This window comes from Streptomyces sp. SCA2-17, from assembly GCF_044336695.1.
This window is the reverse complement of the sequence record NZ_CP117521.1, coordinates 6,286,671-6,312,642: the sequence shown is the minus strand read 5'-3', so window position 1 is coordinate 6,312,642 and position 25,972 is coordinate 6,286,671. Positions and strand designations below refer to the sequence as shown.

General features: G+C 74.2%; 20 protein-coding genes. 11 read left to right on the top strand and 9 right to left on the bottom strand.

Features of this window, described 5'->3' with window-relative positions; translation table 11 throughout:
- Positions 1 to 7: 7 nt before the first annotated feature.
- The gene (locus PS271_RS28015) at positions 8 to 571 is read right to left on the bottom strand and encodes a CGNR zinc finger domain-containing protein (protein WP_398385692.1); all 564 of its coding nucleotides are present in this window, start codon (positions 569 to 571) and stop codon (positions 8 to 10) included.
- Between the two features lie 88 nt (positions 572 to 659).
- Between PS271_RS28015 and PS271_RS28010 the strand changes: the two genes are divergently transcribed.
- Positions 660 to 1,574 (top strand): phosphotriesterase family protein, encoded by a 915-nt coding sequence (locus PS271_RS28010; RefSeq protein WP_398385691.1) that lies wholly within the window; start codon positions 660 to 662, stop codon positions 1,572 to 1,574.
- Positions 1,575 to 1,668: 94 nt separating this feature from the next.
- On the opposite strand, the gene PS271_RS28005 is transcribed toward PS271_RS28010, so the two are convergent.
- From PS271_RS28005 to PS271_RS27985, 5 genes are read right to left on the bottom strand one after another with little or no spacing between them, the layout of a single operon-like run.
- Positions 1,669 to 4,179, bottom strand: coding sequence for an aldehyde dehydrogenase family protein (locus tag PS271_RS28005; protein WP_398385689.1), 2,511 nt, complete (start codon positions 4,177 to 4,179; stop codon positions 1,669 to 1,671).
- Positions 4,176 to 5,342 (bottom strand): LuxE/PaaK family acyltransferase, encoded by a 1,167-nt coding sequence (locus PS271_RS28000; RefSeq protein ID WP_398385688.1) that lies wholly within the window; start codon positions 5,340 to 5,342, stop codon positions 4,176 to 4,178. The genes PS271_RS28005 and PS271_RS28000 overlap by 4 nt, the downstream gene beginning before the upstream one ends.
- Positions 5,339 to 6,499 (bottom strand): GNAT family N-acetyltransferase, encoded by a 1,161-nt coding sequence (locus PS271_RS27995; RefSeq protein WP_398385687.1) that lies wholly within the window; start codon positions 6,497 to 6,499, stop codon positions 5,339 to 5,341. Before PS271_RS27995 ends, PS271_RS28000 begins: the two co-directional genes overlap by 4 nt.
- A complete protein-coding gene (locus PS271_RS27990; RefSeq protein ID WP_398385685.1) occupies positions 6,496 to 7,854 on the bottom strand; it encodes an MFS transporter in 1,359 nt (452 codons plus the stop codon). Before PS271_RS27990 ends, PS271_RS27995 begins: the two co-directional genes overlap by 4 nt.
- Positions 7,851 to 9,122, bottom strand: a complete 1,272-nt coding sequence (locus PS271_RS27985) for a phenylacetate--CoA ligase family protein (protein ID WP_398385684.1) — start codon at positions 9,120 to 9,122, stop codon at positions 7,851 to 7,853. Before PS271_RS27985 ends, PS271_RS27990 begins: the two co-directional genes overlap by 4 nt.
- 438 nt (positions 9,123 to 9,560) lie before the next feature.
- Here PS271_RS27985 and PS271_RS27980 point away from each other — a divergent pair, with 438 nt between their 5' ends.
- The gene (locus PS271_RS27980) at positions 9,561 to 13,436 is read left to right on the top strand and encodes a type I polyketide synthase (protein WP_398385682.1); all 3,876 of its coding nucleotides are present in this window, start codon (positions 9,561 to 9,563) and stop codon (positions 13,434 to 13,436) included.
- A gap of 126 nt (positions 13,437 to 13,562) precedes the next feature.
- Here PS271_RS27980 and PS271_RS27975 read toward each other — a convergent pair whose 3' ends face one another.
- The gene (locus PS271_RS27975) at positions 13,563 to 13,955 is read right to left on the bottom strand and encodes a DUF6233 domain-containing protein (RefSeq protein WP_398385680.1); all 393 of its coding nucleotides are present in this window, start codon (positions 13,953 to 13,955) and stop codon (positions 13,563 to 13,565) included.
- Between the two features lie 602 nt (positions 13,956 to 14,557).
- Between PS271_RS27975 and PS271_RS27970 the strand changes: the two genes are divergently transcribed.
- From PS271_RS27970 to PS271_RS27935, 8 genes are all read left to right on the top strand, one after another.
- Entirely contained in the window at positions 14,558 to 15,097 is a 540-nt protein-coding gene (locus PS271_RS27970; protein WP_398387096.1) for a GTP cyclohydrolase II RibA, read from the top strand.
- Positions 15,094 to 16,782: a WD40 repeat domain-containing protein gene (locus PS271_RS27965; protein WP_398385679.1), complete on the top strand. Its 1,689-nt coding sequence runs from the start codon at positions 15,094 to 15,096 to the stop codon at positions 16,780 to 16,782. Before PS271_RS27970 ends, PS271_RS27965 begins: the two co-directional genes overlap by 4 nt.
- A 125-nt stretch (positions 16,783 to 16,907) precedes the next feature.
- Positions 16,908 to 17,651, top strand: a complete 744-nt coding sequence (locus PS271_RS27960) for an SAM-dependent methyltransferase (protein ID WP_398385678.1) — start codon at positions 16,908 to 16,910, stop codon at positions 17,649 to 17,651.
- Positions 17,648 to 18,931 carry an SGNH/GDSL hydrolase family protein gene (locus PS271_RS27955; protein WP_398385676.1) on the top strand — a complete coding sequence of 428 codons (1,284 nt, stop codon included), beginning with the start codon at positions 17,648 to 17,650 and terminating at the stop codon, positions 18,929 to 18,931. Before PS271_RS27960 ends, PS271_RS27955 begins: the two co-directional genes overlap by 4 nt.
- Before the next feature lie 3 nt (positions 18,932 to 18,934).
- Entirely contained in the window at positions 18,935 to 19,927 is a 993-nt protein-coding gene (locus PS271_RS27950; RefSeq protein WP_398385675.1) for a formylglycine-generating enzyme family protein, read from the top strand.
- Between the two features lie 38 nt (positions 19,928 to 19,965).
- Positions 19,966 to 21,054 carry a bifunctional diaminohydroxyphosphoribosylaminopyrimidine deaminase/5-amino-6-(5-phosphoribosylamino)uracil reductase RibD gene (gene ribD / locus PS271_RS27945; protein WP_398387094.1) on the top strand — a complete coding sequence of 363 codons (1,089 nt, stop codon included), beginning with the start codon at positions 19,966 to 19,968 and terminating at the stop codon, positions 21,052 to 21,054.
- Complete coding sequence (locus tag PS271_RS27940; protein ID WP_398385673.1) at positions 21,051 to 22,271, top strand: flavodoxin family protein; 1,221 nt, start codon at positions 21,051 to 21,053, stop codon at positions 22,269 to 22,271. Before ribD ends, PS271_RS27940 begins: the two co-directional genes overlap by 4 nt.
- Entirely contained in the window at positions 22,268 to 23,008 is a 741-nt protein-coding gene (locus PS271_RS27935; protein ID WP_398385671.1) for a class I SAM-dependent methyltransferase, read from the top strand. The genes PS271_RS27940 and PS271_RS27935 overlap by 4 nt, the downstream gene beginning before the upstream one ends.
- A 68-nt stretch (positions 23,009 to 23,076) precedes the next feature.
- Here PS271_RS27935 and PS271_RS27930 read toward each other — a convergent pair whose 3' ends face one another.
- Both PS271_RS27930 and PS271_RS27925 read right to left on the bottom strand, forming a co-directional pair.
- The gene (locus PS271_RS27930; protein WP_398385669.1) at positions 23,077 to 23,679 is read right to left on the bottom strand and encodes an NAD(P)H-dependent oxidoreductase; all 603 of its coding nucleotides are present in this window, start codon (positions 23,677 to 23,679) and stop codon (positions 23,077 to 23,079) included.
- 38 nt (positions 23,680 to 23,717) lie between these two features.
- The gene (locus tag PS271_RS27925) at positions 23,718 to 25,199 is read right to left on the bottom strand and encodes an MFS transporter (RefSeq protein WP_398385668.1); all 1,482 of its coding nucleotides are present in this window, start codon (positions 25,197 to 25,199) and stop codon (positions 23,718 to 23,720) included.
- Positions 25,200 to 25,264: 65 nt separating this feature from the next.
- Here PS271_RS27925 and PS271_RS27920 point away from each other — a divergent pair, with 65 nt between their 5' ends.
- The gene (locus PS271_RS27920) at positions 25,265 to 25,930 is read left to right on the top strand and encodes a TetR/AcrR family transcriptional regulator (RefSeq protein ID WP_398385666.1); all 666 of its coding nucleotides are present in this window, start codon (positions 25,265 to 25,267) and stop codon (positions 25,928 to 25,930) included.
- Positions 25,931 to 25,972 lie beyond the last annotated feature (42 nt).

The following is a 25,972-nucleotide window of genomic DNA, read 5'->3' as shown; positions in this document are numbered from 1 at the left end:
CCCGGTCTCACTCCCCCGTACGGCGGCGCTCGCGGAGGGCCCGGACGCGGCCCCGGCTCGCGCAGGAGGGGGCGGGGCACCAGCGGCGGCGGCCGGTGGGGTTGGCGAAGACGCCCCGGCAGTCGTGCTCGGGGCAGACGGAAAGGGTGTGACGCTCGGGGCCGGTGAGGTGATCGGCGGCCTGCCGGGCGATGCGTGCGAGGGCCGCTCCGGCGGTGGCCGGCGGCTCGCGCAGCAACCGGTCCGCCGCGACCAGCCGTACGGGGTCGCCCTCCTCGCCGAGGAAGCGGGTGAGTCCCGCAACGGCCTCGGCCGGCGGCGGCCGTTCCTCCACGACGGCCAGGGCCAGGGGGCGCAGGGTCTCCCGCAGGGCGCGGGCCCGGCGCAGATCCGCCGCGCCGGGCGGCCGGGAGGGCGGCAGCTCGCTGCGGTCGAGCCACTCCGCCAGCCGCTCGGGGGTGGCCAGGCGCTCGACCGGGTGCGCGCTGAAGTGCCGGCCGCTGGTGGCGAGCAGGTTGAGCCAGGTGGCGCCGCAGTCGAAGCGGAAGGCCGTGCGGTCCTCGTCGGTCATACGGGCATCGTAACGGTTCACCCGTTACAGTGATCACGTCGATCACGGTAACGGGTGAACCGTTACACGCTGGGACTGAGGAGACGTCATGGGGCCTGTCATACGGACCGTTCTCGGGGACATCCCCGCGCCGGAGCTGGGGGTCTGTGACGCGCACGACCACCTGTTCCTGCACAGTCCCCGCCTGCCCGGCCAGGAGCTGGACGACGTGGACGCGGCGGGCGAGGAGCTGCGGGCCTTCCGCGCGCTCGGCGGGCGGGCCGTGGTGCAGTGGACGCCCCGCGGGATGGGGCGGCGGCGGGCCGCCCTCGCGGCGCTGGCCTCGGCCACGGGAGTGCACGTCGTCGCCGCGACGGGGCTGCACCAGGCGGCGCACTACGCACCGGAGTACCTGGAACGCGACCGGGACCGGCTCGCGGAGCTGTTCGTCCGGGACCTGACGGAGGGCCCGGTCCGGGCCGGGCTGGTGAAGGTCGCCGGGGGCTTCCACGGCCTCGACGCCCACGCCCGGCACGTCATGGCCGCCGCGGCGCAGGCACACCACGCGACGGGCGCGGCCGTCGCCGTCCACCTCGAACTCGGCACGGGCGCGCTGGAGGTGCTGGACCTGCTGTGCGGGGAGCTGGGCGTACCGCCCGGCCGGGTCGTGCTCGGCCACCTCAACCGCTTCCCTGATCTGCGCGTGCCTCTCCGGGCGGCGGCGGAGGGGGCCTTCCTGGCCTTCGACGGGCCGTCACGCGCCCATCACGCCACGGACTGGCGGCTGTTCGACGCGCTGACGGCGCTCGCCGGGGCGGGTCACGCGGGCCGGATCCTCCTGGGCGGGGACACCACGACGGCGGCCGCCCGCTCGTCGGCGGACGGCCCCGGCATGCCGTATCTGCTGCGCAGGCTCCGGCCGGCGCTGGTGGCGGAACTGGGCGAGTCCTTCGCCCACGGGGTGTTCGTCACGAACCCGGCCCGCGCGTTCGCCGCGGACTGGCGAGAGGCCCCGCGCCCCTGACAGGGCGCGGGGCGGGACCCGACGGCGAGGGCCCGGCGGAATGCGCGATCACCGGCGTCAGCGCGTGCGGCCGGACGGGCCCCGTGCCCGCTCTTTACCTGTTGTCCACCACCGTGCGCAGCTTGCCGCTGGCCGGGGTGCGGTGGAGGGACGCGCCGTCGACCGTTTCGACCGTCAGGTCGAGCAGTTTCTCGTCGACGGCCGTGCGCAGTTCGGGGTAGCCGGACAGGAAGGCGTCCCGGGCCGCGGCGGCGTCGGTCGCCTCCGTGCGCTCCATGCGGACGGTGAGCCCCTCGCGGGGGCCGTCGTTGTCCAGGACGACCTGGAGTTCACCGACGAAGCGCAGGCTCTCCTCGGCGATCGCCACGAAGCGGCGGTAGTTGAGGAAGTACGTCGCGACGCGCATCACGTCGCCGAGCCGGCCGAGGAGCTCGAACCGGGGGGCCCGGCTGCCGCAGGGGCAGCGGCCGGGCAGGGCGCGCCCGAGGTCGCCGATGACGTAGCGGTCGAGCTGCTGGCCGCGGCGGGCGCGGGTGGTGAAGACCAGGCGCCCGGTCTCCCCCGGCTCTACGGGCTCGTCGGCGGCGACGTCCAGGATCTCCAGCGTGTGCAGGTCGGCGTGGAGGTGGTGGACGCTGCCGGTGCTCTCGGCGCACTGGTAGCCGAGCGGGCCGAGGTCGGTGCTGCCGTAGGTGATGGAGCGGATGACCTCGATGCCGAAGGTGTCGGCGAGGGTGCGGCGCTGTTCCTCGGTGAAGTGCTCGCCACCGTAGAAGATCTTGCGGATGCCGCCGTACGAGCGCAGCGCGTCCTCCTGCTCGTGCAGGAGCTGCCAGAGGTAGGAGGGCATGCCGAAGAGGGTGTCGACCTCGTGGGCGATGACGGCCTCGGCGGTGGCGCGGTGGTCGGGGCCCGCGGCCATGGGTATCTGGACGCCGCCCAGCCGCTCCAGGATGGAGAAGAAGCTGATGAAGCTGCCGTACATGCCGCCGCAGTAGAAGAGGTTGGCGGTGCGGTCGCGGGCCGGGTCGTAGCCGGCGGCGAGCAGGCCGCGGGCGGCGGCGTGCATCTGGGTGTCGTAGTCGTCCCAGCTGAAGAGGGACAGGGCCGGGGCGCCGGTGCTGCCGCCGCTGCGGAAGTACAGCTCGGCGTCGCCGCGGGCGACCTCGCGGTTGCGGTCCTGGACGGCCGCCTTGTCCAGCAGCGGCCCGGCGGGCGCCGGGAAGTCAGGGGTGCGGGCCAGGTCGTCGAGGCAGGCGGTCGTGGCGAAGCGCTCGTCGGCCTGGACGGCGACGCGGCGGCTGTAGCGCTGGAGGGCGTAGACGCCGTCGTGGGGTTCGCCGGAGTAGCCGGCGGTCATGGCGCCGACGGGGGTGACGCGGGTGGCGCCGGCGGCGAGGACCGTGGCGGACAGCTCCGCGACGTCGGTGCGGCTGCCGGCGATGCCGGCGGTCTGGAGGTAGCGGCGCATGGGGCGCAGGGCGCCGATGAGGCCCTTGCGCGGCAGGGGCTTGACCCACACGCTGCGGTGCAACGGGGAGGCGGTGAGCGCCGGGCGGGTGTCGGCCATGACGCGCCAGGAGCCGTCGGGGGCGGCGTGGACGCGGGTCAGGCCGAGGTGCTCCTCCAGGCGGGCGATGAGCTCGGTGGTGGTGAGCTCAGCCTCCTCGGCGGGGTCGAGGGGGTCCCCGTCGGCCGCCGGCATCCCGGCGAGGACGGCGGCGAAGCGCTCCGCGAAGGCGAAGACCTCGTCGGCGTCCTCGGTGTCGAGGTAGACGACCTGGGGGCTGGAGCAGGCCTGCTGTTCGAAGAGGCACACGTCGGCGGCGAGGGCGGCCAGCGTCGCCTCGTCGGCCCAGGCGTCGCGCGTGAGGTACGCGAAGGAGATCTTGTGGCCCCACTCGACGAGCCGGCAGCCGGCCGGGACGTGGGCGGCGACGCCCTCGACGGCGGCTTCGCCGCCCCAGACGGCGACGGCGTCGGCCGGGGCGCACATGAGCTTCAGCCAGTCCTGGCGGCCGGAGGAGAAGCGCAGCACGATGACGCGCTCGGCGAGGGCGCCGCTCGGGTCCAGGGCGGCGAGCTCGGCGAGGAGGTGCTGGGCGAGGAGGGTGTCGGCGCTGCTCGTCTTGAGGATGTTGACGTTGCCGGCGAGGAGGCCCTCGATGAGGCTGAGGGGGGCGACGGTGGCGGCGTTGCCGGGGGCGATGTGGGCGACGAGGCCGACGGGGGCCCACGCCTCGTAGACGGTCTCCTTGGCGTCGGGGCGGGTCAGGCGCTGCGGCGCGGTGCCGCCCAGTTCGCGGCGGAGCTTGCGGCTGAGCGCGCCGCGGTCCAGGAACGCGGCGAGCTCGCCGAGGAGGGCGGCGGCGTCCTCGCCGACGGGCACGTGGGGCGCCAGCCGGGCGCGGACCGGGTGGGCCGGGTCGCGCAGGGCCTTCGCCAGGGTGTCGCAGGCGGCGAGGACGGTCTCGGTGTCGAGCGGCGCGGCGAGGGCCGCCTCGACGGCGGCGGGCAGGGTCTGAAGGCGGCGTGCGGCCTCGTCGTCGCCGATGAAGGCGCCCTGCCAGTAGTGGTGATGCATCGAAAGCCCGTTCTCGGTCATGACATTCCCTTCATCAGCTCGGCGGCGGCCACCGCGCAGCTCTTGTTGCGGCTCACTCCGGCGCGGCCGTGGATGGTGAACCACGGCGTCTCCAGCTCGCAGCCGCACTCCTCGCCGGGGTGGAGGGAGGCGAGGTCGCCCATGACGACGCTCTGGGCGGGCACGGAGGTGATGTACGGGGAGACGAGGTGCAGATAGCCCTTCTCGCCGTACGGCAGCGGTTCGAGGGTGCGGGTGGAGCGGATGAACACCCGGGACCACACCGGCGCGTGCAGGTTGTGGTGGGAGCACTCGATGTACGGGATGCAGTGCTCGACGGAGCCGAAGGTGTCGCGGATCCGCTCGGAGGGGATGCCGAGCTGTTCGGTGACGCGGGCGTAGAGCTCGTGCTTGCCGATCTGCTGGTCGGTGTGGCCCTTCCAGCCGCCGCCGAGGATGATCAGCGAGTCCTCGGGCAGCCGGAGGGGCGGCAGGCCCATGGCGCGCATGCGCTCCAGGGTGAACCAGAGGAAGGCGGGGAAGCCGAGGATGCGGACGGGGGTGTCGTCCTCGGCGAAGCGGCGCAGGGCGGCGATGCAGCCGAAGGGGTCGAACTCGTGGCCGCCGCCGGTGTTGCGCAGGGCGTACTCGACCTGGCGGGCCGGGGCGAAGTCGCACAGGTAGTTGTCCGTGAAGGACGTGCCGAGCTTGAGGTCGCGGGCCGGCTCGTAGCTGTAGAGCAGGTAGTTGACGGGCTGCTCGGGGGTGATCCAGCCGTTGCGCTCGAAGATGCGGGCGACCATGCGCTGGGCGGAGCGGATGGTCCACTCGTCGAAGAACATCTGCGACTTCTGCCCGGTGGTGCCGGACGAGGTCAGGTGCAGGTGGACGTCCTCACGCGGGATGGACAGCACTTCGTGGCGCTTGAAGAAGTTGGCGTGGACCAGGGGCGCGCGGTAGGGCGCGTCCTCCGCCGTGGCCGTGTGCAGGTCGCGGAAGAACGGGGAGCGCTCGCGGTGCCAGGCGTGGCTCTCGGCCATGGCCGCGGCGAACAGCTCCTCCTCGGCGGGGCCGGAGGTGTACGGGTCGGTCAGGTCGCACAACTGCTGGACGTGTGCGAGCGCGTCCGGGTCGGGGACGGTGACCGGGGCGAGATGGGGGTTGAGGGGTGCGGTGAGTGTCATGAGGCAACCTCGCGTGAGGGCAGATACGTCGACGCCCAGGCCGACACGTAGGAATCCAGGAAGGGCTGCAGGGCCGCGTCGGCGACCAGGCCGCGGAAGTCGATCTGCTCGGTGGTCCGGGACATCACGACGTAGTCGTGGAAGCCGTCGCCCTCCCGGCGCATGGCCGGGTAGAGGGCGCTGGGGATGAAGCCCTGGGCGAGGCCCGCGGAGAGCAGGTCGTGCCGGTCCAGCGGGAGCAGCGCCTCGACGTAGCCGGCTCCGGCACGGGTCAGGGCGCGGGTGATCGGTTCGAGGTGGGCGGCCGCGACGGCCGGGCCGGGGTGACCGGCCACCAGCGCGCCGTAGCCGCCGGCCCGGTTGAGGCAGGCGTAGACCTCGAAGCTGCCGTCACCGGGCACGAGCAGCACGTTGGGGGTGTGCAGGGGGTAGAACCAGTGCGTGGCGTCGGGGAAGCGGTCGCGGAAGCGGCGGCGGACGAACGCCGGCGCCTCGATCATCTCCAGCTCGGAGGCCGCTGGTGCGGTCGCCGCCGGGGCCGGGGCCGGGGACGGGGCGGTGACGCACGTGTCCGCGTAGCTGATGCCCAGGGTCCGCTCCGCCGTGCGCAACAGCGGCATGAGAGGGCCGGGGACGTCGGATATGGGGGCGCGCCGCTCCAGGACGCCGGGCGAGTAACGCGCGTAGAGCGCGAGGCTCTCGCGGCTGTCGAGGTCCACGGCGTTGGGCAGGACGCCCATGGGGCGGAAGCCGTGGCGGCTGACGACGCGCTGCGGGCCGGCGCTGACGGTGCGGACCGTGGCGTAGACCGAGTCGAGGCGGCCGGCGTCCAGCGTGCGCCGGCACAGGGCGTCGGTGAGCAGTCCGGCGATCCCCGAGCCGCGCTGATCGGGGTGGACGGCGAGCCCTTCGAGGCGGCCGAGGCGGCTGCCGGGCTCGCCGTGCACCGCGGCGGAGCCGGTGAGGGCGCCGGTGCGCGGGCAGCGGGTGACGAGCCAGAGGGTGTGCGGGTCCTCGATGAGCCGGGCCATCACGGCGGGGTCGGTGCCGAACGCCGTGGGGTAGTGCGGCCCGTAGACCGCGTAGTAGAGCTGGCGGAGCTCGGCGATGTCACCGGGCGCGGCCTGCTCGACGGCTGGGACGACGGGGGCGCTCACCTCGTGCCTCCCGTGGCGGCGCCGGCCGGAACCGGTGCCTCCGCGTCGGGCCCGTGAAGCTCGGCCCCGTCGGTCACGGACTTGCCCGTCCCGGGCTCGTCCGTCCCGGGCTCGTCCGTCTCCGCGGCCGCGGCGGGTTCACGGAGCAGCGCCAGTGCGAACGCCGCCGGGACGAGGCCGGCCGCCTGGATCAGGCACAGGGTCTGGGCGGACAGGTGGTCGCCCAGGAGGCCGAACAGCAGCGAGGCCACGGGGAAGGTGGCGCCGAGCACGGCCTGCATGACGGCGAAGAATGCGGGCTTGTCGCCGGTGGGCACGAGGCGCTGGAAGAGCGCCACGAAGCGGACGCCGATGACGCCGACGCACCAGCCGGTCACGGCGAGGGCGCCCGCGATGACGGGCCGTTCGCCGACGAGGCCGGGGACGGCGAGGGCGACGGCCATCGCGCCGAGGCAGGCGGAGCCGACGGCGGTGGGGCGGCCCGGGACGCGCGCGCCGGTGAAGGAGCCGATGAGGGTGCCGGTGCCGAGCGCGGCCTCCAGCAGGGCGACCGTGGCGCCGTCGCCGTGCAGCACCGACTTGGTGTACAGCGGCATGACGATGAACACGGCGGTGGTGAAGAGGTTGGCCGCGGTGAAGCAGATCAGGATGGCGCGGACGAAGGGCAGTCCGGCCAGGACCTGGCGCAGCGTGCGCGGCCCGGCCCCGTCGCCCGCTTCCGCGTCGTCGCCGGCACCGGCGGGGGTGCGGAACCGGACGGTCGCGATGAGCACGGCGGCGGCCGCGTAGGCGGTGGCGCACCCGGCGGCGAGGCCGGGGATGCCGGCGCGGTCGACGATGAGGGCGCCGAGGAGGGCTCCGCCGAGGCTCGCGAGGGACTGGGTGGACAGTTCGAAGCCGGTCGCGGCCTCGATGTCCTCGTCGTCGACGAGTTCGGGGACGGAGGTGGTCAGGCAGGGGTCGAAGAAGGCCTGGCAGGTGGCGAGCGCGAGGGTCGCGGCGTAGGCCGCAACGATCGGCAGGTCGCCGGCGTACGCCCAGATCGCGAGGGCCGTCGCGGCCACGGCGGCGCCGCCGGCCGCGGTGCGCAGCACCGAGCGGTGGGCGAAGCGGGCGATGGACCGGGCGACGACGGGGGCGAGGGCGACGGCGGGCACGGTGCTGACGGCCATGAAGAGGCCGGAGGCGAGGCCGTTGCCGCCGGAGACCGCGTAGGCGACGAGCCACCAGGAGACGCCGACCTGGAACATGCGGACCGCGGCCTGCGTGAGGACCTGGCCGAACCACACGGCGCCGAAGGCGCGGTTGCGCAGGACGAGCGGCAGCCTGCGGCCGGCCGCGGGGGCGGCGGTCATGCCGTGGGCCTTTCGTCGATGACGCGGGTCAGCTTGCCGGAGCGCGGGTTGACGGCGAGGTCGCGGTGGCGCACCCACTCGACGGCGAGGGGGTGGACGAAGCCGGTGGTGACGGCGTCGGGGTAGAAGGGGCGGGCCTCTTCGAGCGCTGCCACGACGGCCTTGGCGAGGACGTCGAGCCCGGCCGTGTCCTCATCGCCGGGGGCGGTGGCGAGGCGCAGGACGAGTCCGTCGCGGCCGTCCCAGCGGCGCACGACGAGCTGCATGCCGACGACGCGGCCGTCGGTGTCGGCGGTGGCGACGGCGGCCTGGACGTCCTGCGAGTAGAGGGAGACGGGGCCGACGCGCACGCCCTCTTCGGCGCGGCCGAGGATGCGGAAGACACCGGCCTCGGGGTCGGTCCACTCGGCCCGGTCGCCCGCGGGGTAGCGGATGACGGGCATGAGGCGGCGGAAGAGCTGGGTGACGACGACGCGGCCGGCGCGGCCCGCCTCGCGGATGGGCTCGTCCGTGGCGTCGTCGAGGATCTCGACGACGGTGTGCGGGGTGAAGGCGCGGTGCGTGCGGGCGTCCGGGCCGGGCACGGGGCGGCCGAGCAGGCCGGCGTCGACGCTGGCGTAGCCGAGCGAGCGGGGCTCGGCGTTGGGCAAGGCACGGGCCAGCAGGCGGCGCTGGTCGTCGAAGAGGGCCTCGCCGCCGAAGAACAGCAGCTCGACGTCGGCCAGCTGCTCGCCGTCGGCGATCAGGTGCTCGGCGAGGCGGCACAGGGTGGTCGGGGTGCCGGCGATGACCTGGGCGGCGAAGTCGCGCAGGGTGGGGACGGTCGTCTCCAGCGGGGCGCCGCCGCCGATGGGCAGGCGGACGCTGCTGACGGGCGCGTGGGAGAGGGAGTCGAGGATGAAGAGGAAGCTGGCGTACAGCTCTCCCGCGTAGAAGAGGTCCGCGACGCGGTGGCCGGGGCGGAGCCCGGCGTCGACGAGGCCGTGGCCGAAGGCGGTCACGAACTCCGTCCATTCCTCGCGGGTGAAGCAGGAGAACTTCGGGGCCCCGGTGGTGCCGCCGGTCTTGAAGACCGAGGCCTCGTCGAGCGGGGCGGTCAGGACGCGATTGCCGTGGAGGGTGTTGGCCGCCCAGAAATCGCTCTGCCCGACCACCGGGAGATCGGTGAGGCAGTCCACGTCCGGCGGGAGGTCCGCGTAGAGGTCCGCGTAGAACGGGGAGTTGTGACGGACATAACGTATGAGGTCCGATAGCTGATGGACGGGCATGCTGCCTTTGCCTGCTCAGAGAATAGGGATGGGTTTCCGGCCGGGCGGAGCCTGTGCTCGCCACCCGCCGGTTGACTGTTCAACGAGAACGCGTGCACCACGCACTCGTGAAGCGCCGGCCTCCGCCTGATGCGCGGTCACAATCATGGGACACAGCGGAACGTACTGCAAAATCGGCCGCGTACCGGCCGCTTTTCCTGGCCTGAAACCGAGGGTGACCGCTGGTAACCCCTCTCTTCCCGCCGGGTCGTGACGTTCCCGCAGCAGACGTTGCACTCCCCGAGTTGACAACGTCCACCGCCCTGCATGGACCGCCCATACCCGGCGTGTGAACGTTGTACGAGGACCGCATAACGCATCAAGAAACCATCAAGAATTCACTCGTGCGTAAGCCCTGTCTTGCCTCCGTGCCCGTAGCGACGAACGGAATTGACCCGCATGCCCATTCAAGAATCAGTGGCCCTCGTCGGCATCGGCTGCCGTTTCCCCGGCGGCATCGACTCACCTGAATCCTTCTGGGACTTCCTGGCCGGCGGCAAGGTCTCGGTGGAATCCACCCCGGAGGACCGCTGGCGCGCCTACACCCGGATCAGCCCGGAATTCACCGAGGCCCTGCGCAGGGCCGAGCGGCCGGGAAACTTCCTCGGCGCCGTCGATGGATTCGACGCCGAGTTCTTCGGCATCGCCCCGCGCGAGGTCGAGCTGATGGACCCCCAGCAGCGGCTGGTCCTGGAAGTGGCCTGGGAGGCGCTGGAGAACGCCGGGATGGCGCCGCGCTCCGTGGCCGGATCCGACGCCGGGGTCTACATCGGCACCTGCTCGGACGACTACGGGCGCCGGCTGCTGGAGGACCTGCCCCGCATCGAGCCCTGGACGGGCATCGGCGCCCAGCTGACCGGCATCGCCAACCGCGTCTCGCACGTGCTGGACCTGCACGGGCCGAGCTTCGTCCTCGACTCGGCCTGCTCCGCCTCCCTGGTGGCCGTCCACCTGGCCTGCCAGTCCCTGCTGACGGGCGAGACCTCGCTCGCGCTCGCGGGCGGCGTGAACATCATCCTCTCCCCCGCCTACACCCTCACCCTGGAGGCGGCCGGCGCGCTCTCCCCCGACGGGCGCAGCAAGCCCTTCGACGCCGAGGGCGACGGCTACGGGCGCGCCGAGGGGTGCGGCGTGCTCGTCCTCAAGCGGCTGTCCGACGCGACGCGCGACGGCGACCGCGTACTGGCCGTGATCAAGGGGACGGCCGTCGCGCAGGACGGCCGCACCAGCGGCATCATGGCCCCCAACCCCGACGCGCAGCGCGACCTGCTGCGGCTGGCCTGGCAGCAGGCGGGCCTGGACCCGGCGACCGCGGGCTACATCGAGGCGCACGGCACGGGCACCCGGCTCGGCGACCCGGTGGAGGCGTCCGGGCTGCACGCGGTCTTCGGCGCGGGCCGGCCCGCCGACAAGCCGTGCTGGATCGGCTCGGTGAAGTCGAACATCGGTCACGCCGAGCCGGCTTCGGGCGTCGCGGGCATCATCAAGGCCACGCTGATGCTGCGGAACGCCGAGATGGCAGCGACGGTCCTCACGAGCGAGCCCAGCCCGGACATCCCGTGGGACGAGTGGGGGCTGCGGCTGGTCACCGAGCACCAGGTGTGGCCCAAGGGCGACGTGCCGCGGCGCGCGGGGGTCTCGGGGTACGGCTACGGCGGCACGATCGGCCACGTCGTCCTGGAGGAGGCGCCCGAGCCCGCCGAGGGGCCGGCGCAGGAGCCGCTGCCGGGCGGGCCGCGGCTGTTCCCGCTGTCCTACCGCAACCGGGCGGGCGTCGCGGAGTACGCGTGCCGGCTCGCCGACTGGCTGGAGCGCCACCCCGACACCCCGCTGTCCTCGGTCGGCCACACGCTGGCCTCCCGCCGTTCCCACCTGGACCACCGGGTCACCGTCGTGGCGGACGGCCGCGCCGAACTCGTGGCCGCCCTGCGGGCCGTCGCCGCGGAAGGCACGGAGGAGCAGGAGCTCGACAACGTCGCGGAGGGCACGGTCCGCCCGGGCTCCGGCGACGGCGCGGTGTGGGTCTTCTCCGGGCACGGCTCGCACTGGTCCGGGATGGCCCGCGAACTCCTCGCGGACAACGCCGTGTTCGCCGACGCCATCGACCGTCTGGAGCCCGTCTTCCGCACCGAGCTGGGCTTCTCGCCGCGGCAGGCCATCGTCTCCGGCGACTTCGAAGCCGTCGACCGCGCCCAGTCGATGATCTTCGCGGTGCAGGTCGGGCTCGCCGAGGTGTGGCGCTCGTACGGGCACCGGCCCGCCGCCGTCATCGGGCACTCCGTGGGCGAGATCGCCGCGGCCGTCGCCGCGGGCGCCCTGTCCCTGGAGGACGGCGCGCGCCTGAGCGGGCGCCGGTCCGCGCTGCTGCGCCGGGTCGCGGGCAAGGGCGCGATGGCGATGGTGGCGCTGCCCTTCGAGGACACGGCCGACCGGCTGGACGGGAACCCGTCGGTCTGCGCCGCGATCGCTTCCTCCCCCGGCTCCACCGTGGTCTCCGGCGACGCCGGGGCCGTCGCCGCGCTCGTCCGCGACTGGGGCGCGGAGGGCATACCCGTACGGCCCGTCAACTCCGACGTCGCCTTCCACAGCGCCCACATGGACCCGCTGACGGAAGCGCTGCGCGAGGCCCTCGCCGGCCTGGAGCCCCGTACGCCCGAGGTGCCGCTGTACAGCACCGCGCTCGACGACCCCCGGGCCGGGGCCCCGCACGACGCCGCCTACTGGGTGGCCAACCTGCGCAACCCCGTGCGCCTCGCCCAGGCCGTCACCGCCGCCGCCGAGGACGGGCACCGCCGCTTCCTGGAGGTCTCACCTCACCCGGTCGTCTCCCACTCCATCGGCGAGACCCTGGCCCACCTGGAGGTGGCGGGCGCCCACGTCGCCCACACCCTGCGCCGCAACCAACCGGAGGTGCGCACGCTGCTGCTGAACCTGGCCGCGCTGCACAGCCACGGCGCCGCGGTCGACTGGAGCGCGCAGTACGGGGACGGCCCGCTCGCAGAACTGCCCCCGATCGCCTGGCAGCACCGCCGCTACTGGACCGACGCGGTGCTGCCCGCGGGCGCCGTCGTCGCCCACGGGCACGACATCAGCGGGCACACGCTGCTCGGCCCGCCGGTGGACGTGGCGAGCACGACGCCGCTGCGCATCTGGAACACGTATCTGGACGACTCCGTGCGGCCGTTCCCCGGCGGCCACGCGCTGCACGGCACGTCGATCGTCCCCGCCTCCTCGATCATCCACACCTTCCTGGAGGCCGCGCCCGGACAGGGCGGCAGCAAGGCGCTGTTCGACGTCTCCCTGAAGTTCCCGGTGGCCCTGGCGACGCCGCGCGAGGTGCAGGTCGTGCAGGAGGGGCTGACGCTGCGGCTGAGCACGCGGCCCGCGGGCCCGTCCGGGACGAGCGGGCCGGGCAACTGGCTGACCCACACCACCTCGTCCACGATGGCCGCCGACGCCCCGCCGTTCCCGGCGGGCATGCTCTCCGTGACCACCCCCGCGGGCCTGGCCGCCGCGGATCCCTCGGTGGTGATCGGCCGTCTGGACGCCATCGGCGTGGAGGGCATCGCCTGGCCGTGGACGGTCGAGGAGCTGCACATCGGCGAGGGCCTCATCCGCGCCCGGGTGCACGCGCCCGCCGTGCCCGGCGACCAGGTCACGTGGGCGCCGCTGCTCGACGCCGCGCTCGGCATCGTCCCCGTCATCTACGGCGGCCCGCCCACCGTCCGCATGCCCGCCCACATCCGCGAGGTCCGCGTGGTGGGCGAGGCGCCGGAGACCGGCTGGGTCGACATCCGTCTCGTGGACCCGGCGACGGACACCGTGGACATCGTCATCAGCGACGAGCAGGGGCAGTTGAGGGCCTGGCTGCCCGGGACGCGCTTCGGTGCGCTGCACGAGAACGGGGCGGCGGCCGGCGACGCCACGGCGTCCGGCCCGGAGGCTACGGCCGTGGACGGCGCACCGGCCTCGGACGAGCCGGCGCGGTGGCGCGAACTGCCGCCGGAGGAGCTCGCCGCCCGTGTCCACGACGAGATCACCGGACGGCTGGCGCGCGAGATGAAGATGCCGGCCGGCGAGCTGGACCCGGAGCGGCCGCTGACCGACCTCGGGCTCGACTCGGTGATGTCGATGCGGGTCTGCGCCCAGCTGGAGAAGCTGCTCGGGGTGCGGCTGCCGGTGACGGTCCTGTGGAACTACCCGACGGCGAAGGGCCTGGCCGGCCACGTCACGTCGCTGCTCGCTCCCGAGGGCGAACCGGTGGCGGCCTCGTAGCGCCTCGCGCCGCTCCGCACCACCGCGTCACTCGAGGCAAGCGCAATGGCGGCCCGTGCACGGGTGCCCCGTCGGGGGGTCCGTGCGCGGGCCGCCGCGCGTCTCGGCAGCACTTGCGGCGGACGGCTAGACCAGCGGGGTAAGGAACCGTTCCGGCTGGCAGGCCTCGCAGGGAAGGGCGTTGCGGGCGAGGAGCTGTTCGCGGGCCTGCGGCGTGGTCATGGTCTCCTCGCCGCCCTTCGGTACCCAGCATCCCGCGTGGTGCAGCTCGTGCATGTTGCGGCCGGAGCCGCGGTGGGTGGTGACCGGCCAGAGGGCGTGCTCCATGTCCGGCCGGTACGGCGGCCGTCCGTCCCCCTGGCGGTGTCCGTTCGTGGCCGGCGGGTCGTCCTCCAAGTACGCGTCGTCGGTGAGGACTTGCAGGACCACGGCACGGACCCAGTCGCGCGGGTCCATCCCCGACTCCTGCGCGGCCTCCGTGATGAGGGCGAGTTCGTCGTCGCTGAAGAGCTGCTCCATGCCGCGCGACGGTAGCAGCGCGGGGGCCGCCCCGGGGGGCGGTTCCGCAGGTCGCGGTACGGGCCGGAGGGGTACCCGCGCGGGGCCCGGCACCGGTTCCCGGCCGACGGGGGATTAGCCCGAAAGACTGATGGCGGAACGGCACCGGCACCGGCGAGGATCGTCCGTGCGGCCCGTGCACCAGGGAGGTCGCCCCTGCCGGCCCACCAAACCGGAATACAGACCGGGCAGCCGGTTTCCCAATGTCGCAATCCCGGCTGAAGATCCCGAAGCGTCCGGTTCCCGGGCAAGAACTGACGCACTGAAAGCTTCGGTCTTCCCAATCAACAGACCGGATGGTTCGGTACCGCCGTCAAATGATCTCGGTACCCGTACCGGTACGGACCGTGCTGTCCGCGCTGCCCTCCGCATCCATGCTGTGACTGCGCCCTGGGGTTCGGGGCGTGCTCGTTCTACGGGAGGAAGCAGTGCCCAAAACACTCAATGGGGAGGACACCCCGTTGCACGGGGCGTCGGTGGAACCGCCGGTGGGGTCCGTGGGCATCAGAGCCCGCGTCGAGATTCCCGTGCAGCGGGCCGACGGGGCCTGGACGCCCGGTCAGATGGTGACGTTCAGCGGCCTCGGCGACGGTCTCGAGCACGTGGCGGTGCAGTTCGGACCGATCGCGGACGTCCCGCTGGTCCGGCTGCACTCCGAATGCCTGACCGGTGACGTCTTCGGCTCCGCGCGGTGCGACTGCGGTCCGCAGCTGACCGAGTCGATGCAGCTGCTCGCCGCGTCCGGCGGCGTCCTGCTGTACCTGCGCCAGGAGGGCCGGGGCATCGGCCTGTACAACAAGCTCGACGCCTACCGCTTGCAGGACCAGGGCCTCGACACGTTCGCCGCCAACCGCGAGCTGAACTTCTCGGACGACCTGCGGGACTACCGCTCGGCCGCCCAGATGCTCCAGTCGCTCGGCGTGACGCGGATCCGGCTGCACACCAACAACCCCGACAAGGCCGCGCAGCTCGCCTCGTACGGCATCGAGGTCGTGGAGCAGGTCCGTACCGGAATCTTCCGTAACGAGAACAACGACCACTACCTGCGCGCCAAGGCCGAGTACGGCGGCCACTCGATCGAACTCGTGGAAGGAACAGCGTGATCCAGCACCGGGGACCCATCAGCGGCATCGCGGCGTGGCAGGGTGCCTACGTCGCCACCGCCGGCTACGACAACCAGGTCATCTGCTGGGACCAGCGGACCGGCACGGCCCTCGCCCGCTCCTTCCACGACCACCTGGCCAACCAGTGCGCGTTCTCGCCGGACGGGCGCCACCTGGTCACCTCCTCCAGCGACTACACCGCCCGCCTGTGGACGGTGCCGGACCTGCGCCTGGTCGCGGTCCTCGCCGACCAGGAGGACGACGTGGAGATGTCGGTCTTCCACCCGTCCAAGGAGCTCATAGCCACCGCCTCCCGGGACCACCGGGTGCGGGTCTACGACTTCACGGGCGCCCTCGTCGCCCGCTTCGCCGGCCACACCGCCGACGTCATCTCGGTGGAGTGGGCCCGCGACAGCGACGAGCTGATCTCCTCCAGCGACGACGGCACCATCAAGCGCTGGTCGCTGGAGACCGGCGGGCTGATCGCCGACCTCGACATGGACGGCATCGAGACCGACACCATCGCCATCTCCTCGGGCGGCACCATCTTCGCGGGCAACGACGAGGGCCAGATCATCGTGGTCGGCCCCACCGAGCGCTCCGTGCTGCCGGCCCACGAGGCGGGCATCAAGCGCCTGGTCCTGGACGACGCCCGCAACCTGCTGGTCAGCCTCAGCTACGACCGCACCATGCAGCTCTGGGACGTCGCCTCGGGCGTGCCCCAGCGGCGGGACACCACCGCCCTGCCCGATGACGTGTGGCCCCGCTCCTGCGCCTTCGCCGGCGGCTCCCGGCTGGTCTTCGCGACCTTCGGCGCCGGCTACCGCGGCTACGACTACGAGGGCCGCACCTGGGACACCGCCGAGGTGCCGCCCACCCAGGGCGTCAACGCCGTGCTGCCCACCGCCTCCGGCGCGCTCACCATCGGCGACGCGGGCATCGTGCACCGCGAGGGCGAGGTCGTCGCGGAAACCGGCAGCCTGTGCAACTTCCTCACCCCGCTGGGCGGACTGGTGCTCTCGGGCGGCCAGCTCGGCAAGGTCTTCGACGCCCTGACGGGCCGTGAGCTCCACCAGCACCGCTCCCCGCTCAACTGCGGTGCCGCGTTCGAGCGCGACGGCGCCTCCTACGCCGTGGTCGGCGCCTACACCGGCGAGGGCCTGCTGCTGCACCTGACCGGCGCCGGCGAGGCCGAGCACGTCGCGGACCTGCCGCTGCACACCAACGCCGTCAAGGGCGTCGCGGTCTCCGGCGACCTCATCTTCTCCGTGGCCGCCGACGCCTCCGCGACCTGGTACCGCACCTCCGACCTCTCCAAGGTCACCACGATCGAGGACGCGCACGACCGGATCGCCAACGGCTGCGCGGGCCTGGGCGACGGCTGGTTCGCCAGCGTCAGCCGCGACCTGAAGCTGCGCATCTGGGACCCGGAGCAGCGCGCCGAGGTCCTCGACACCCCGCACACCCACTCGATCAAGTGCGTCGCCGCCTCGGGCGACGGCCGCGTGGTCGCCTCCGGCAGCTACAACGGCCGCATCGCGCTCTACGACCGCACCACCGGTGAGTGGACCGCCGTCGTCCGCCCGACCACCGCGGGCATCTCGTCCCTCACCTGGGACGCGGAGCGCAAGGCCTTCGCCGCGTCGTCCTACGACGGCCGGGTGTACTACACGCCCTCCGTCTAGGACGGGGCGCCACGGACCGGTCGCGGGGAAGGCGAGGGCTGCGCCCGCCTTCCCCGCGACCCATGCCCGCACGCGCCCGGCACCGATCACACACCCGAGCTCCAGCAGACGAAGGACCGTCCCCCATGGCCGAAAGCCATTCCATAGCAGACCGGTACACGGTCGAGCAGACCGAAGCCACCCCGCTCGACGAGACCCGTTACGCCGACGTCCTGCGCAGCGACTTCGTCGACCACTACGCCGGCGGACGCGACATCTGGACCGGCGAGGAGGCGATGCGGCAGGCCCCGCGCCTGCTCATGGACGCCCTGCGCGCCCGGCCGGGAGCGGAAACCCCCAAGAGCCCTGAGAGCCCTGCGAGCCCCGCCGCGCACGTCCTCGACATCGGCACCGGCCACGGCCGTGACGCCGGGATCCTCCTCGCGGGCGGGCACCGCGTGACCGGCATCGACCTGGTCGCCTCCCCCGAGTGGGAGACCCTCGCGGGGCAGCACCCGGGGCGGGCCCGCTTCTTCGCCACGGCCGCGCTCGACCTGCCGGGCGCCGCCGAGTACGACGCGGTGCTCGACAACGGCTGCTTCCACCACCAGCACCCCGAGGCGTACGGAGCGTACCTGCGGCGCATCCACGAACTGCTGCGCCCCGGCGGCCTGCTCACCCTCTCCGTCTTCCACGCGACGGGCGGCAAGGGGGGCCTGTACGCCAACGCCGGCAACCGCCTCTACCGCGAGTTCACCGAGCAGGAACTGACCGGCCTCGTCGGGCAGTACGGCTTCGCCCTCGTCGCCTCCCACCAGGTGCCCCGGGCCGTCGGCGACCTCACGTACCTCGTCAGCACCTTCCGCCGCACCGAGGGTGAGGGCCGGTGAGCCGTACCGCCATCCGGCGCACCGCCGCGGCGGGAACGGCCGCGCTGCTCTCCTGCATGCTGCTCGGAACGCCGTCCGCGCAGGCCGCCGACGCGAGCAGCTGGACCGGCACCTGGGGCACGGCTCCCGCGCCCGCCGCCCCCGACGGCATCTCCAAGGAGGGCCTGGACAACCGCACCGTGCGCATGGTCGTGCACACCTCGGCCGCCGGCGGCGAGCTGCGCCTGCGCTTCTCCAACGCCCACGGCAGCGCGCCACTGGCCCTCGGCCGGACGACCGTCGCGCTGCCCGGCCCGGGGCCGTCCCCCGCCCCGGTGCCCGGCACGCTGCGGCCCGTCACCTTCGGCGGGGCCGGCGGGGCGACCGTGCCCGTCGGAACGGAGATCGTCAGCGACCCCGTGGCCTTCGACGTGCCCGCCGACCGCGACCTGCTGGTCAGCGTCCACCTGCCCAAGCCGACCGGTCCCGCGACCTGGCACTGGCTCGCCCAGCAGACCAACCACGTCTCGGAGCCGGGCGACCACGCGGCCGACGCCGGGAACGGGGCGTTCACCCGCGCCGAGACCTCCTGGTTCTTCCTCACCGGCGTCGACGTCCGCGGCAAGGGCGCGCGCGGCACCGTGGTGGCGCTCGGCGACTCGCAGACCGACGGCGTGAAGTCCACCCTCGACGGCAACGCCCGCTGGACCGACGCCCTCGCCCGCAGGCTCACCGCCGACCCGGCCACCCGGGGCACCGGCGTCCTCAACGAGGGCCTCGGCGGCAACCGCATCCTGCGCGACGGCAGCGAGACCGACCGGCCGCAGCGCGGCACGGCCGCCTCGAAGCGGCTCCAGCGCGACGTCATCGACCGGCCGGGCGTGCGCACCGCCGTCCTCTACGAAGGCATCAACGACCTCCAGCTGGAGCCCAGGGCGAGCGCCGCCCAGGTCCTCGACGGGCTGCGCGGCATGGCCCGGCGGCTGCACGAGCAGCACATCCGGGTCGTGGTGGGCACCCTGACGCCGTTCAAGGACTCGCCCTTCTACAGCCCGGAGGCCGAGAAGGCGCGCACCGAGGTCAACGCCGCCCTGCGCTCCCCCGCCGCCCGCGCCGACTTCGACGCCGTCGCCGACTTCGACGCGGCCGTCCGCGACCCGGCCGACCCGCAGCGGGTCCGGGCCTCGTTCGACGGCGGAGACCACATCCACCTCAACGACCCGGGCTACCGGGCCCTGGCCGACGCGGTGCCGCTCGCCGAGCTCGCCGGCAGCCCCGTTCCCGCCGTCCACGGAAGGTAATCCATGACCAGCAGTACGCCGCCGGTCGTCCTCGCCAACCCCAACACCCTGACCGACCGGGCCGCCATGGCCCTGCCCGACGCGTTCGTCGCACGGGGCCCGCAGCATCTCCTGGCCGGGCACCGGGACCTCCTGGCCGCCGCGCCGGACGTCCTCGTCGGGGTGGCGGAGGACCCCGCCGAGCCGTTCGCCCGCCGCTACGCCGCCGGCACCGTCCTCGGGCTGACCGGCGATCCGCGGATCCGCCCGGAGGACCCGCCGATGGCCGACGTGCCGGCCGCGCGGGTCCGGCTGGGCCTCGCGCCCGGCGAGGTGGCCGAGGTCACCGGCCGCTGGCGCCACGCGGGCGTCGAGGAGGAGTGGATCGCCAAGGAGTGCCCCGTCTACGAGGCGGACCTCGCGGCCTTCCGGATCGCCCTGCACCCCGTCACCAACGCCGAGTTCCGGCTGTTCCTGGAGGACACCGGCCGCACCGAGCTGCCGACCGCGTGGCGCTTCGGCGTCTACCCGGAGCAGCTCGCCAACCACCCCGTGTGGACCGTGACCCCCGAGGCCGCCGACGCCTACGCGGCCTGGCTCTCGGCCCGGACCGGGCGCCGCTTCCGGCTGCCGACCGAGGCCGAGTGGGAGTACGCCGCCTCCGGCGGGGACGGCCGCGACTTCCCCTGGGGCGACGACTGGCGCCCCGGCGCCGCCAACACCGTCGAGGCGGGGCCGCTGACGACGACGCCGATCGGCATCTTCCCGGCCGGCCGCTCGCCGTTCGGCGTGCACGACCTCGCGGGCAACGTCGAGGAGTACGTGGCGGACGACTACGCCGCCTACCCCGGCGGCGAGGACATCGCCGACGACCTCGCCGTCACCCAGGGCACCTACCGCGTCGCCCGCGGCGGGAGCTTCACCCGCTTCGGCGACCTCGCCCGCTGCCGCCGCCGGCACGGCTGGTACAAGCGCGAGATCTACGCGATGGGCTTCCGGCTCGCGGAGACGCCGTGACGACGGCGCTCACCGCCACAGCCGCCGAGCGGGCGGCCATGCGCCGGGCCCTGGAGCTCGCCGTCACCCGCCTGGGCCGCACCAGCCCCAACCCCGTCGTCGGCTGCGTCCTGCTGGGGGCGGACGGCTCCACGGTGGCGGAGGGCCGGCACCTGGGCGCGGGGCACCCGCACGCCGAGGCCGAGGCGCTGGCCGCCGCGGGGCCCCGCGCGCGGGGCACGACGGCCGTCGTCACCCTGGAGCCGTGCGCGCACCAGGGCCGCACCGGCCCGTGCGCGGACGCCCTCCTGACCGCCGGGGTCGCCCGCGTGGTGTACGCGGTCCCGGACCCCGTGCCCGGCCACGCGGGCGGCGCCGAGCGGCTGCGCGCCGCGGGCGTCGAGGTCGTGGGCGGCGTGCTGCGCGAGGAGGCCGAGCGGGCCAACGAGCTCTGGCTGACCGCGACCCGGCTCGGCCGGCCGTGCGTGACGTGGAAGTTCGGCGGGACGCTCGACGGCCGCTCGGCCGCACCCGACGGCACCTCGCGCTGGATCACCGGCCCGGAGTCCCGGGCCGATGCCCACGGGCTGCGCGCCACGCACGACGCGGTCCTGGTCGGCTCGGGCACGCTCCGCGAGGACGACCCCCACCTGGGGCTGCGCCACGGCGTCTCCGGGCAGCCGCCGCTGCGGATCGTGCTGGACCGGACCGGGAGCATCCGGCCCGGGGCGCGGGTCCTGGACGACGCCGCCCCGACCCTCGTGGTGGTCGGCGAGTCGGCCGCGCGGCCCGGACTGCCGAACGGGCACACGGTCCTGGCCCTCCCGGAGACCGGCGGCCGGCTGGACCTCACGGCCCTGACGGCCGCCCTGTACGAGCGGGGGCTGCGCTCCGTCCTGCTGGAGGGCGGCGCACGGCTCGCGGCCGAGTTCGCCTCCCTGGGCATGCTCGACCGCGTCGTGGCCTACGTCGCGCCGGTGCTGCTCGGCGGCGGGGGGCGCGCGGTGCTCGACGGGTTCGGCGCCGGCACGCTGAGCGAGGCGCTGCGGCTGGAGTTGGACGAGGTCGCCCGGCTCGGCGACGACGTCCGGCTGGTGCTGCGCTCCCGCCCGCTCGCCGGCGCCGGGGAGCCGGAGGAGGCGCCGTGACCCCGAAGGTGGCCGTCGTCTACCACAGCCGGCGCGGCACGATGCGTGCCCTGGCGGAGGCCGCCGCCGAGGGGGCCCGCGCGTACGGCGCGCAGGTGCGGCTGCTGGGGGTCGCCGACGACAAGGCGCTCACGGAGTGGCCGGAGCCGGAGGCCGCGCCGGAGGACGTGCTGTGGGCCGACGGTCTGGTGCTGGCCGCGCCCACGTACTTCGGCAACCCCTCCTCGCCGTTCAAGCGGTTCCTGGAGAGCACCTCGCCGCTGTGGGCCCAGGGGCTGCTCGCCGACCGGATCGTGACCGGCATGACGGCGGCGACCTGTCTGCACGGCGGGCGCGAGGCCACTCTGCTGGCGCTCTATCAGTCGGTCTACCACTGGGGTTCATGGGCACTGGGCCCGGACCCCGCCGGCGCCGAGGCCATGGCGACGGGCGGCAATCCGTACGGGCTGGCGGTCACCTCGGCGCGCGACGGCGTCGTCGGGGAGGGCGACCTGGCCGCCGCGTGGTCGGCCGGCCACCGGCTGGCCGCCACGACGGCCCAGGTGCAGCGCGCCGCCCGGGCGGGCGACGCCCACGGGCGCGCCCGGGTCACGGTCGTCCACTGCGCCGAGGACGAGACGGTCCGGATGCTGGCGCAGGAGTGCGCGGCGGGCGCCCGTGAGCTGGGGGCGGAGGTGCGGCTGCGCCGCCTGGCGGGGCCGGCGGCCCCCCGGGCGGCGGGCCTGCCCGGCCCCACGAGCGGTGCCCCCGCGGCGGCCGTCGTCGCCGCGGACGACGTGGCGTGGGCGGACTCGCTGCTCTTCGGTGCCCGCGTGCGGTCGGGAGCCCTGGCCGCGTCCCTGCTGGGCTTCCTCCAGTCGCTGGAGCCCGAGAGCGGCCCGGGGCCGCTGGCGGGCAAGCCGGCCGCCGGATTCGCCGGCACGCCCAGGCCGCACGCGGGCAGCGAGTCGGCGCTGCTCGCCCTGAACAACGTCCTGCACCACGGCGGCGCCGTGGTGGTGCCGCCCGGCTACACCGACCCCGCGGTGTTCGCGGCGGGCGGCAATCCGTACGGCACGTCGCACCCCCGGTCGGCGGGGGCCCTGCCCACGGCGCAGGCGCTGGCGGCCGCCCGGCACCAGGGCCGGCGCATGGCCCTGGCCGGCGGCCGGCTGCGCCGCGATCCCGTGCTCGCGGCCGTCACCTCCGACACCCCCCTCGAAAAGGAAGTCATATGACCGTCCAGCAGTACGACGACATCGGCGAGGCCTACGAGGGCTTCAAGTCGCTGCCCATGGCCCGGTACCCCGAGAGCGGCAGCTTCGTGCGGATGCTCGGCGACCTGAGCGGCCGCTCGGTGCTGGACCTGGCGTGCGGCACCGGCTTCTACACCCGGCAGGCCAAGCGGCTGGGCGCGGCGGACGTCCTCGGCGTCGACGTCTCCGACGGGATGGTGGCCGCGGCCCGGGCCATCGAGGAGCGCAGCCCCCTGGGGGTGCGCTACCAGGTCGCCGACGGCGCCGATCTGCCCGTCTTCGACCGGCGCTTCGACGTGGCGACGGCGGTGTACCTGCTCAACTACGCCGACGACGCGGCCACGATGGAGTGGATGTGCCGCGGTGTGCACCGCAACCTGCGGCCGGGCGGGGAGTTCTTCGTCCTCACGCAGGCTCCGGACTTCCGCTTCGACGGGCCGCCGACGGACAAGTACGGCTTCCGCTACGAGCCGGTGGGCGAGGGCGAGGTGGGCCCGCGGGTGCGGATCACGGCGCTGCTGGACTCGCCCATCGAGTTCGTGACCAACTACCCGCGGCGCGAGGTCTACGAGGGCGCCCTGCGGCAGGCGGGCTTCACCGGTGTCACCTGGGTGCCGCTGGAGGTGCCGCAGGAGGGTGCCGCCGCGTTCGGCGCGGACTTCTGGGCGGACTTCCTGGCCAATCCGCCGCTGGTGATGCTGCGTTGCACGGCCGGCTGAGCCGGCCTCATCCCCCGTAGGCCCCGGCGGTCCTCACCGCCGGGGCCTTCCGGTGTGCGCGTCCGCCGTCACAGCAGCCACGGACGGAAGTCCTCCGCGGGCGGCAGGCCCGCGTGCTCCCGGGCGGCCGCGGCCGTGCGGTGGATGTGGAACAGCAGGCGCACGGCCGCTCCCGGGTCGCCGAAGGAGACCTGCCCGCCGGGCTCTTCGCGCAGGGCCCGGTCCACGCGGGGCACGATGGTGCGCGGCCCGATGATGGTGGCCCCGGCGGTGAAGAGCATCCGCTCGACCTCGGAGTACGGCTTCTGCTCGGCGACGGAGTCCTCGCAGGTGGTGAGGACGGCCACGGGCTTGCCCACGAGGGGCGAGCCCTCGGTCGGCCAGGTCAGCCAGTTCAGGAGCGTGCGCAGCGAGCTCGGTGGCGCGCCGTCCGTCTCGGGCGTGGTGAGGACGATGCCGTCCGCGAGCGCCGCCATCTGGCGGAGCGCGTCGGCCACGGGGTGCGACGGCGCGATGATCTCGCTGCCGGCCCGGGCCAGCACGGAGGGTGCCGTGCTGACGACGAGCCGGGTGCCGGAGGCTCCCGGGGCCGAGAGGGCGCGAAGCAGCCGGTCACCGTACGGATCGTCTTCGGTGGGGGCGCTCAGCCCCAGCAGGAGGACGTTCTCCACGGTCGGTCTCCTTCCTTGGGGTGCTTGGGTGCCGGGCGTCAGGCGGCCGCGGCGGGGCGCAGGCGCCGGGAGACGAGGACGCCGGCCAGGGCGAGGACCGCGGTGATGGCGAAGGTGAACAGGAGCCCGGCCCGGGTCGTGGAGTCGTGCTGGTGGGCCATGGCGATGGCGGCGCCGCCGATGCCGGAGATCAGGCCGGTCGCGAGGGTCTGGGCGAGCTGGAGGGAGCCGCTGACGAGGCCCTGCTGCTCGGCGGGGGCCTGTTCGAGGGTGTCGGTGGTGGCGGCGTTGAAGCCGATGCCCATGCCGATGCCGCCGAGGGCCCAGCCGGCGATGGCGACGAGCGGCGGAATGGCCTCGACGAGCACGGCCGCGGCCATGACGACGAGTCCGGCGAAGAGGATGGTGAAGCCGAGGGTGACGCTGCCGGTGCGGCCGTTGCCGCTGCCGTCGCGCTTGGCCTGCCAGGCGGAGCCGACGACCCAGGTGATGGCGCCGGCGGACAGGCCGAGGCCGGCCAGGGAGGCGTTCACGCCGCGGAGTTCCTGGAGGCCGAGCGGCAGGAAGGCCTCGCTGCCGAAGTAGACGCCGCAGAGCAGGAAGCGGATGCCGATGCCGGCGCCGACTCCGGCGCGCAGGCTGAGCGTGCCGGCGGGGGTGACCTGGCGCAGGGTGGGCACGGCGACGGCGATGCCGACGAGGGCGAGCACGACGAGCAGTACGAGGTTCTTCAGGAGCAGGGCCTGGAGCAGCAGGGCGGTGCCGGCGGTGAGCAGGATGCTGGCGGCGAGGGGGCTCTTCCACCAGGGGCCGGCGGGGGCGCTGCTGCCGGCGGCGCCGGACGGGCGCTCCAGGCGGCGCAGGCCGGGCAGGGTGAGGAGGGCGGCGATGGCGATGAGGGGGAGCATCAGCAGGAAGACGCCGCGCCAGCTGGTGAGGTCGGCGAGGGTGCCGGCGATCACGGGGCCGATCAGCGAGGGGATGGTCCAGGCGGAGGAGAGCAGGGCGAACATGCGGGCCCTGAGGTTCTCCGGGTAGGCGAGCCCGATCACGGTGTAAGCCATGCTCATGACAGCGCCGACGCCGAGGCCCTGGAGCGCCCGGCCCAGCAGGAAGAGCGGCCAGGTGGGCGCCGCGCCCGCCACGGCGCAGCCGACGGCGAAGACCAGCATGCCGATGGCCATCGACCGCACGGGGCCGCTCCGGTCGGCGGCGCGACCGGCGACCACGGTACCGATGATGTTGGCGAGCATCAGGGCGGACAGGCCCCAGCCGTAGGCGCCCAGGCCGTCGAGGTCCTTGGCGATGTCCGGCAGCACCGTGGCGACGCCCAGGGACTCGAAGGCCACCATGCTCACGGAGAGGATGACGCCGAGCGTCAGCGCGCGGTAAGCCCCGCTGAACACGCTCTCCGACGCGGCGGCCGGCGCGTCGGCCGCGGTCTTCGTGCCCCCCTCTTCGACCGGTGACACGAGCGGCTCACCGGCCCCCTCCGTCATCTGGTTCACGTCTTGCGGCACAACGGCCTCCCAAGTTTCGTTCCGTTCCGGGACGTAATTAATAGCAGATTACCTATACTGACCGCATGGTGAACACCCCGAACGGCGCGGTGGCCGAAGAACGCGAAGCCGGTCAGCAGCGCACAGGCAGGCCGCGGGACGGCCGCATCGACGCAGCCGTGCCCGCCGCGGTGATGGAGCTCCTCAACGAGTCGGGCTACGGGAACCTGACGCTCGAAGCGGTGGCGGCCCGTGCGGGCACGAGCAAGCCGGCCCTGCGCCGGCGCTGGCAGTCCCGCCAGCACCTGGTCGTGGACGCGCTGGTCACCACCATGGGCACCGCCCCGACCCCCGACACCGGCTGCACCCACTGCGACCTGATCGCCGGGATCGGCACGCTCAGCCAGGCCTTCGGCACCGCGCTCGGGCGGCGCGTGCTGCCCGCCCTGGTGGCCGACCTCGCCGACCAGCCGGAGCTGGACGCCCTCTTCCTGGAGCGCTTCTTCCACCCGCGGCGCGCCTCGACGGCCGAGGCGCTGCGGCGCGGCATCCGGCGGGGGGACATCCGCCCCGACGCGGACATCGACCTGCTGCTGGACATGCTCGCGTCCAGCACCTACTACCGCGTGCTCTTCGGGCACCTGCCGGTGACCGCGACGCTCGCGGAGGACGTGGTCGAGGTCGTCCTGAAGGGCGTGGCGACCGGCACGTGGCGCGAGAGGCACCGGCACGGGGTCTTCGACGGGTTCTGACCCGGGGTTCCCGCAGGGGGCGGGGGGCCGGGCGCCGTGACG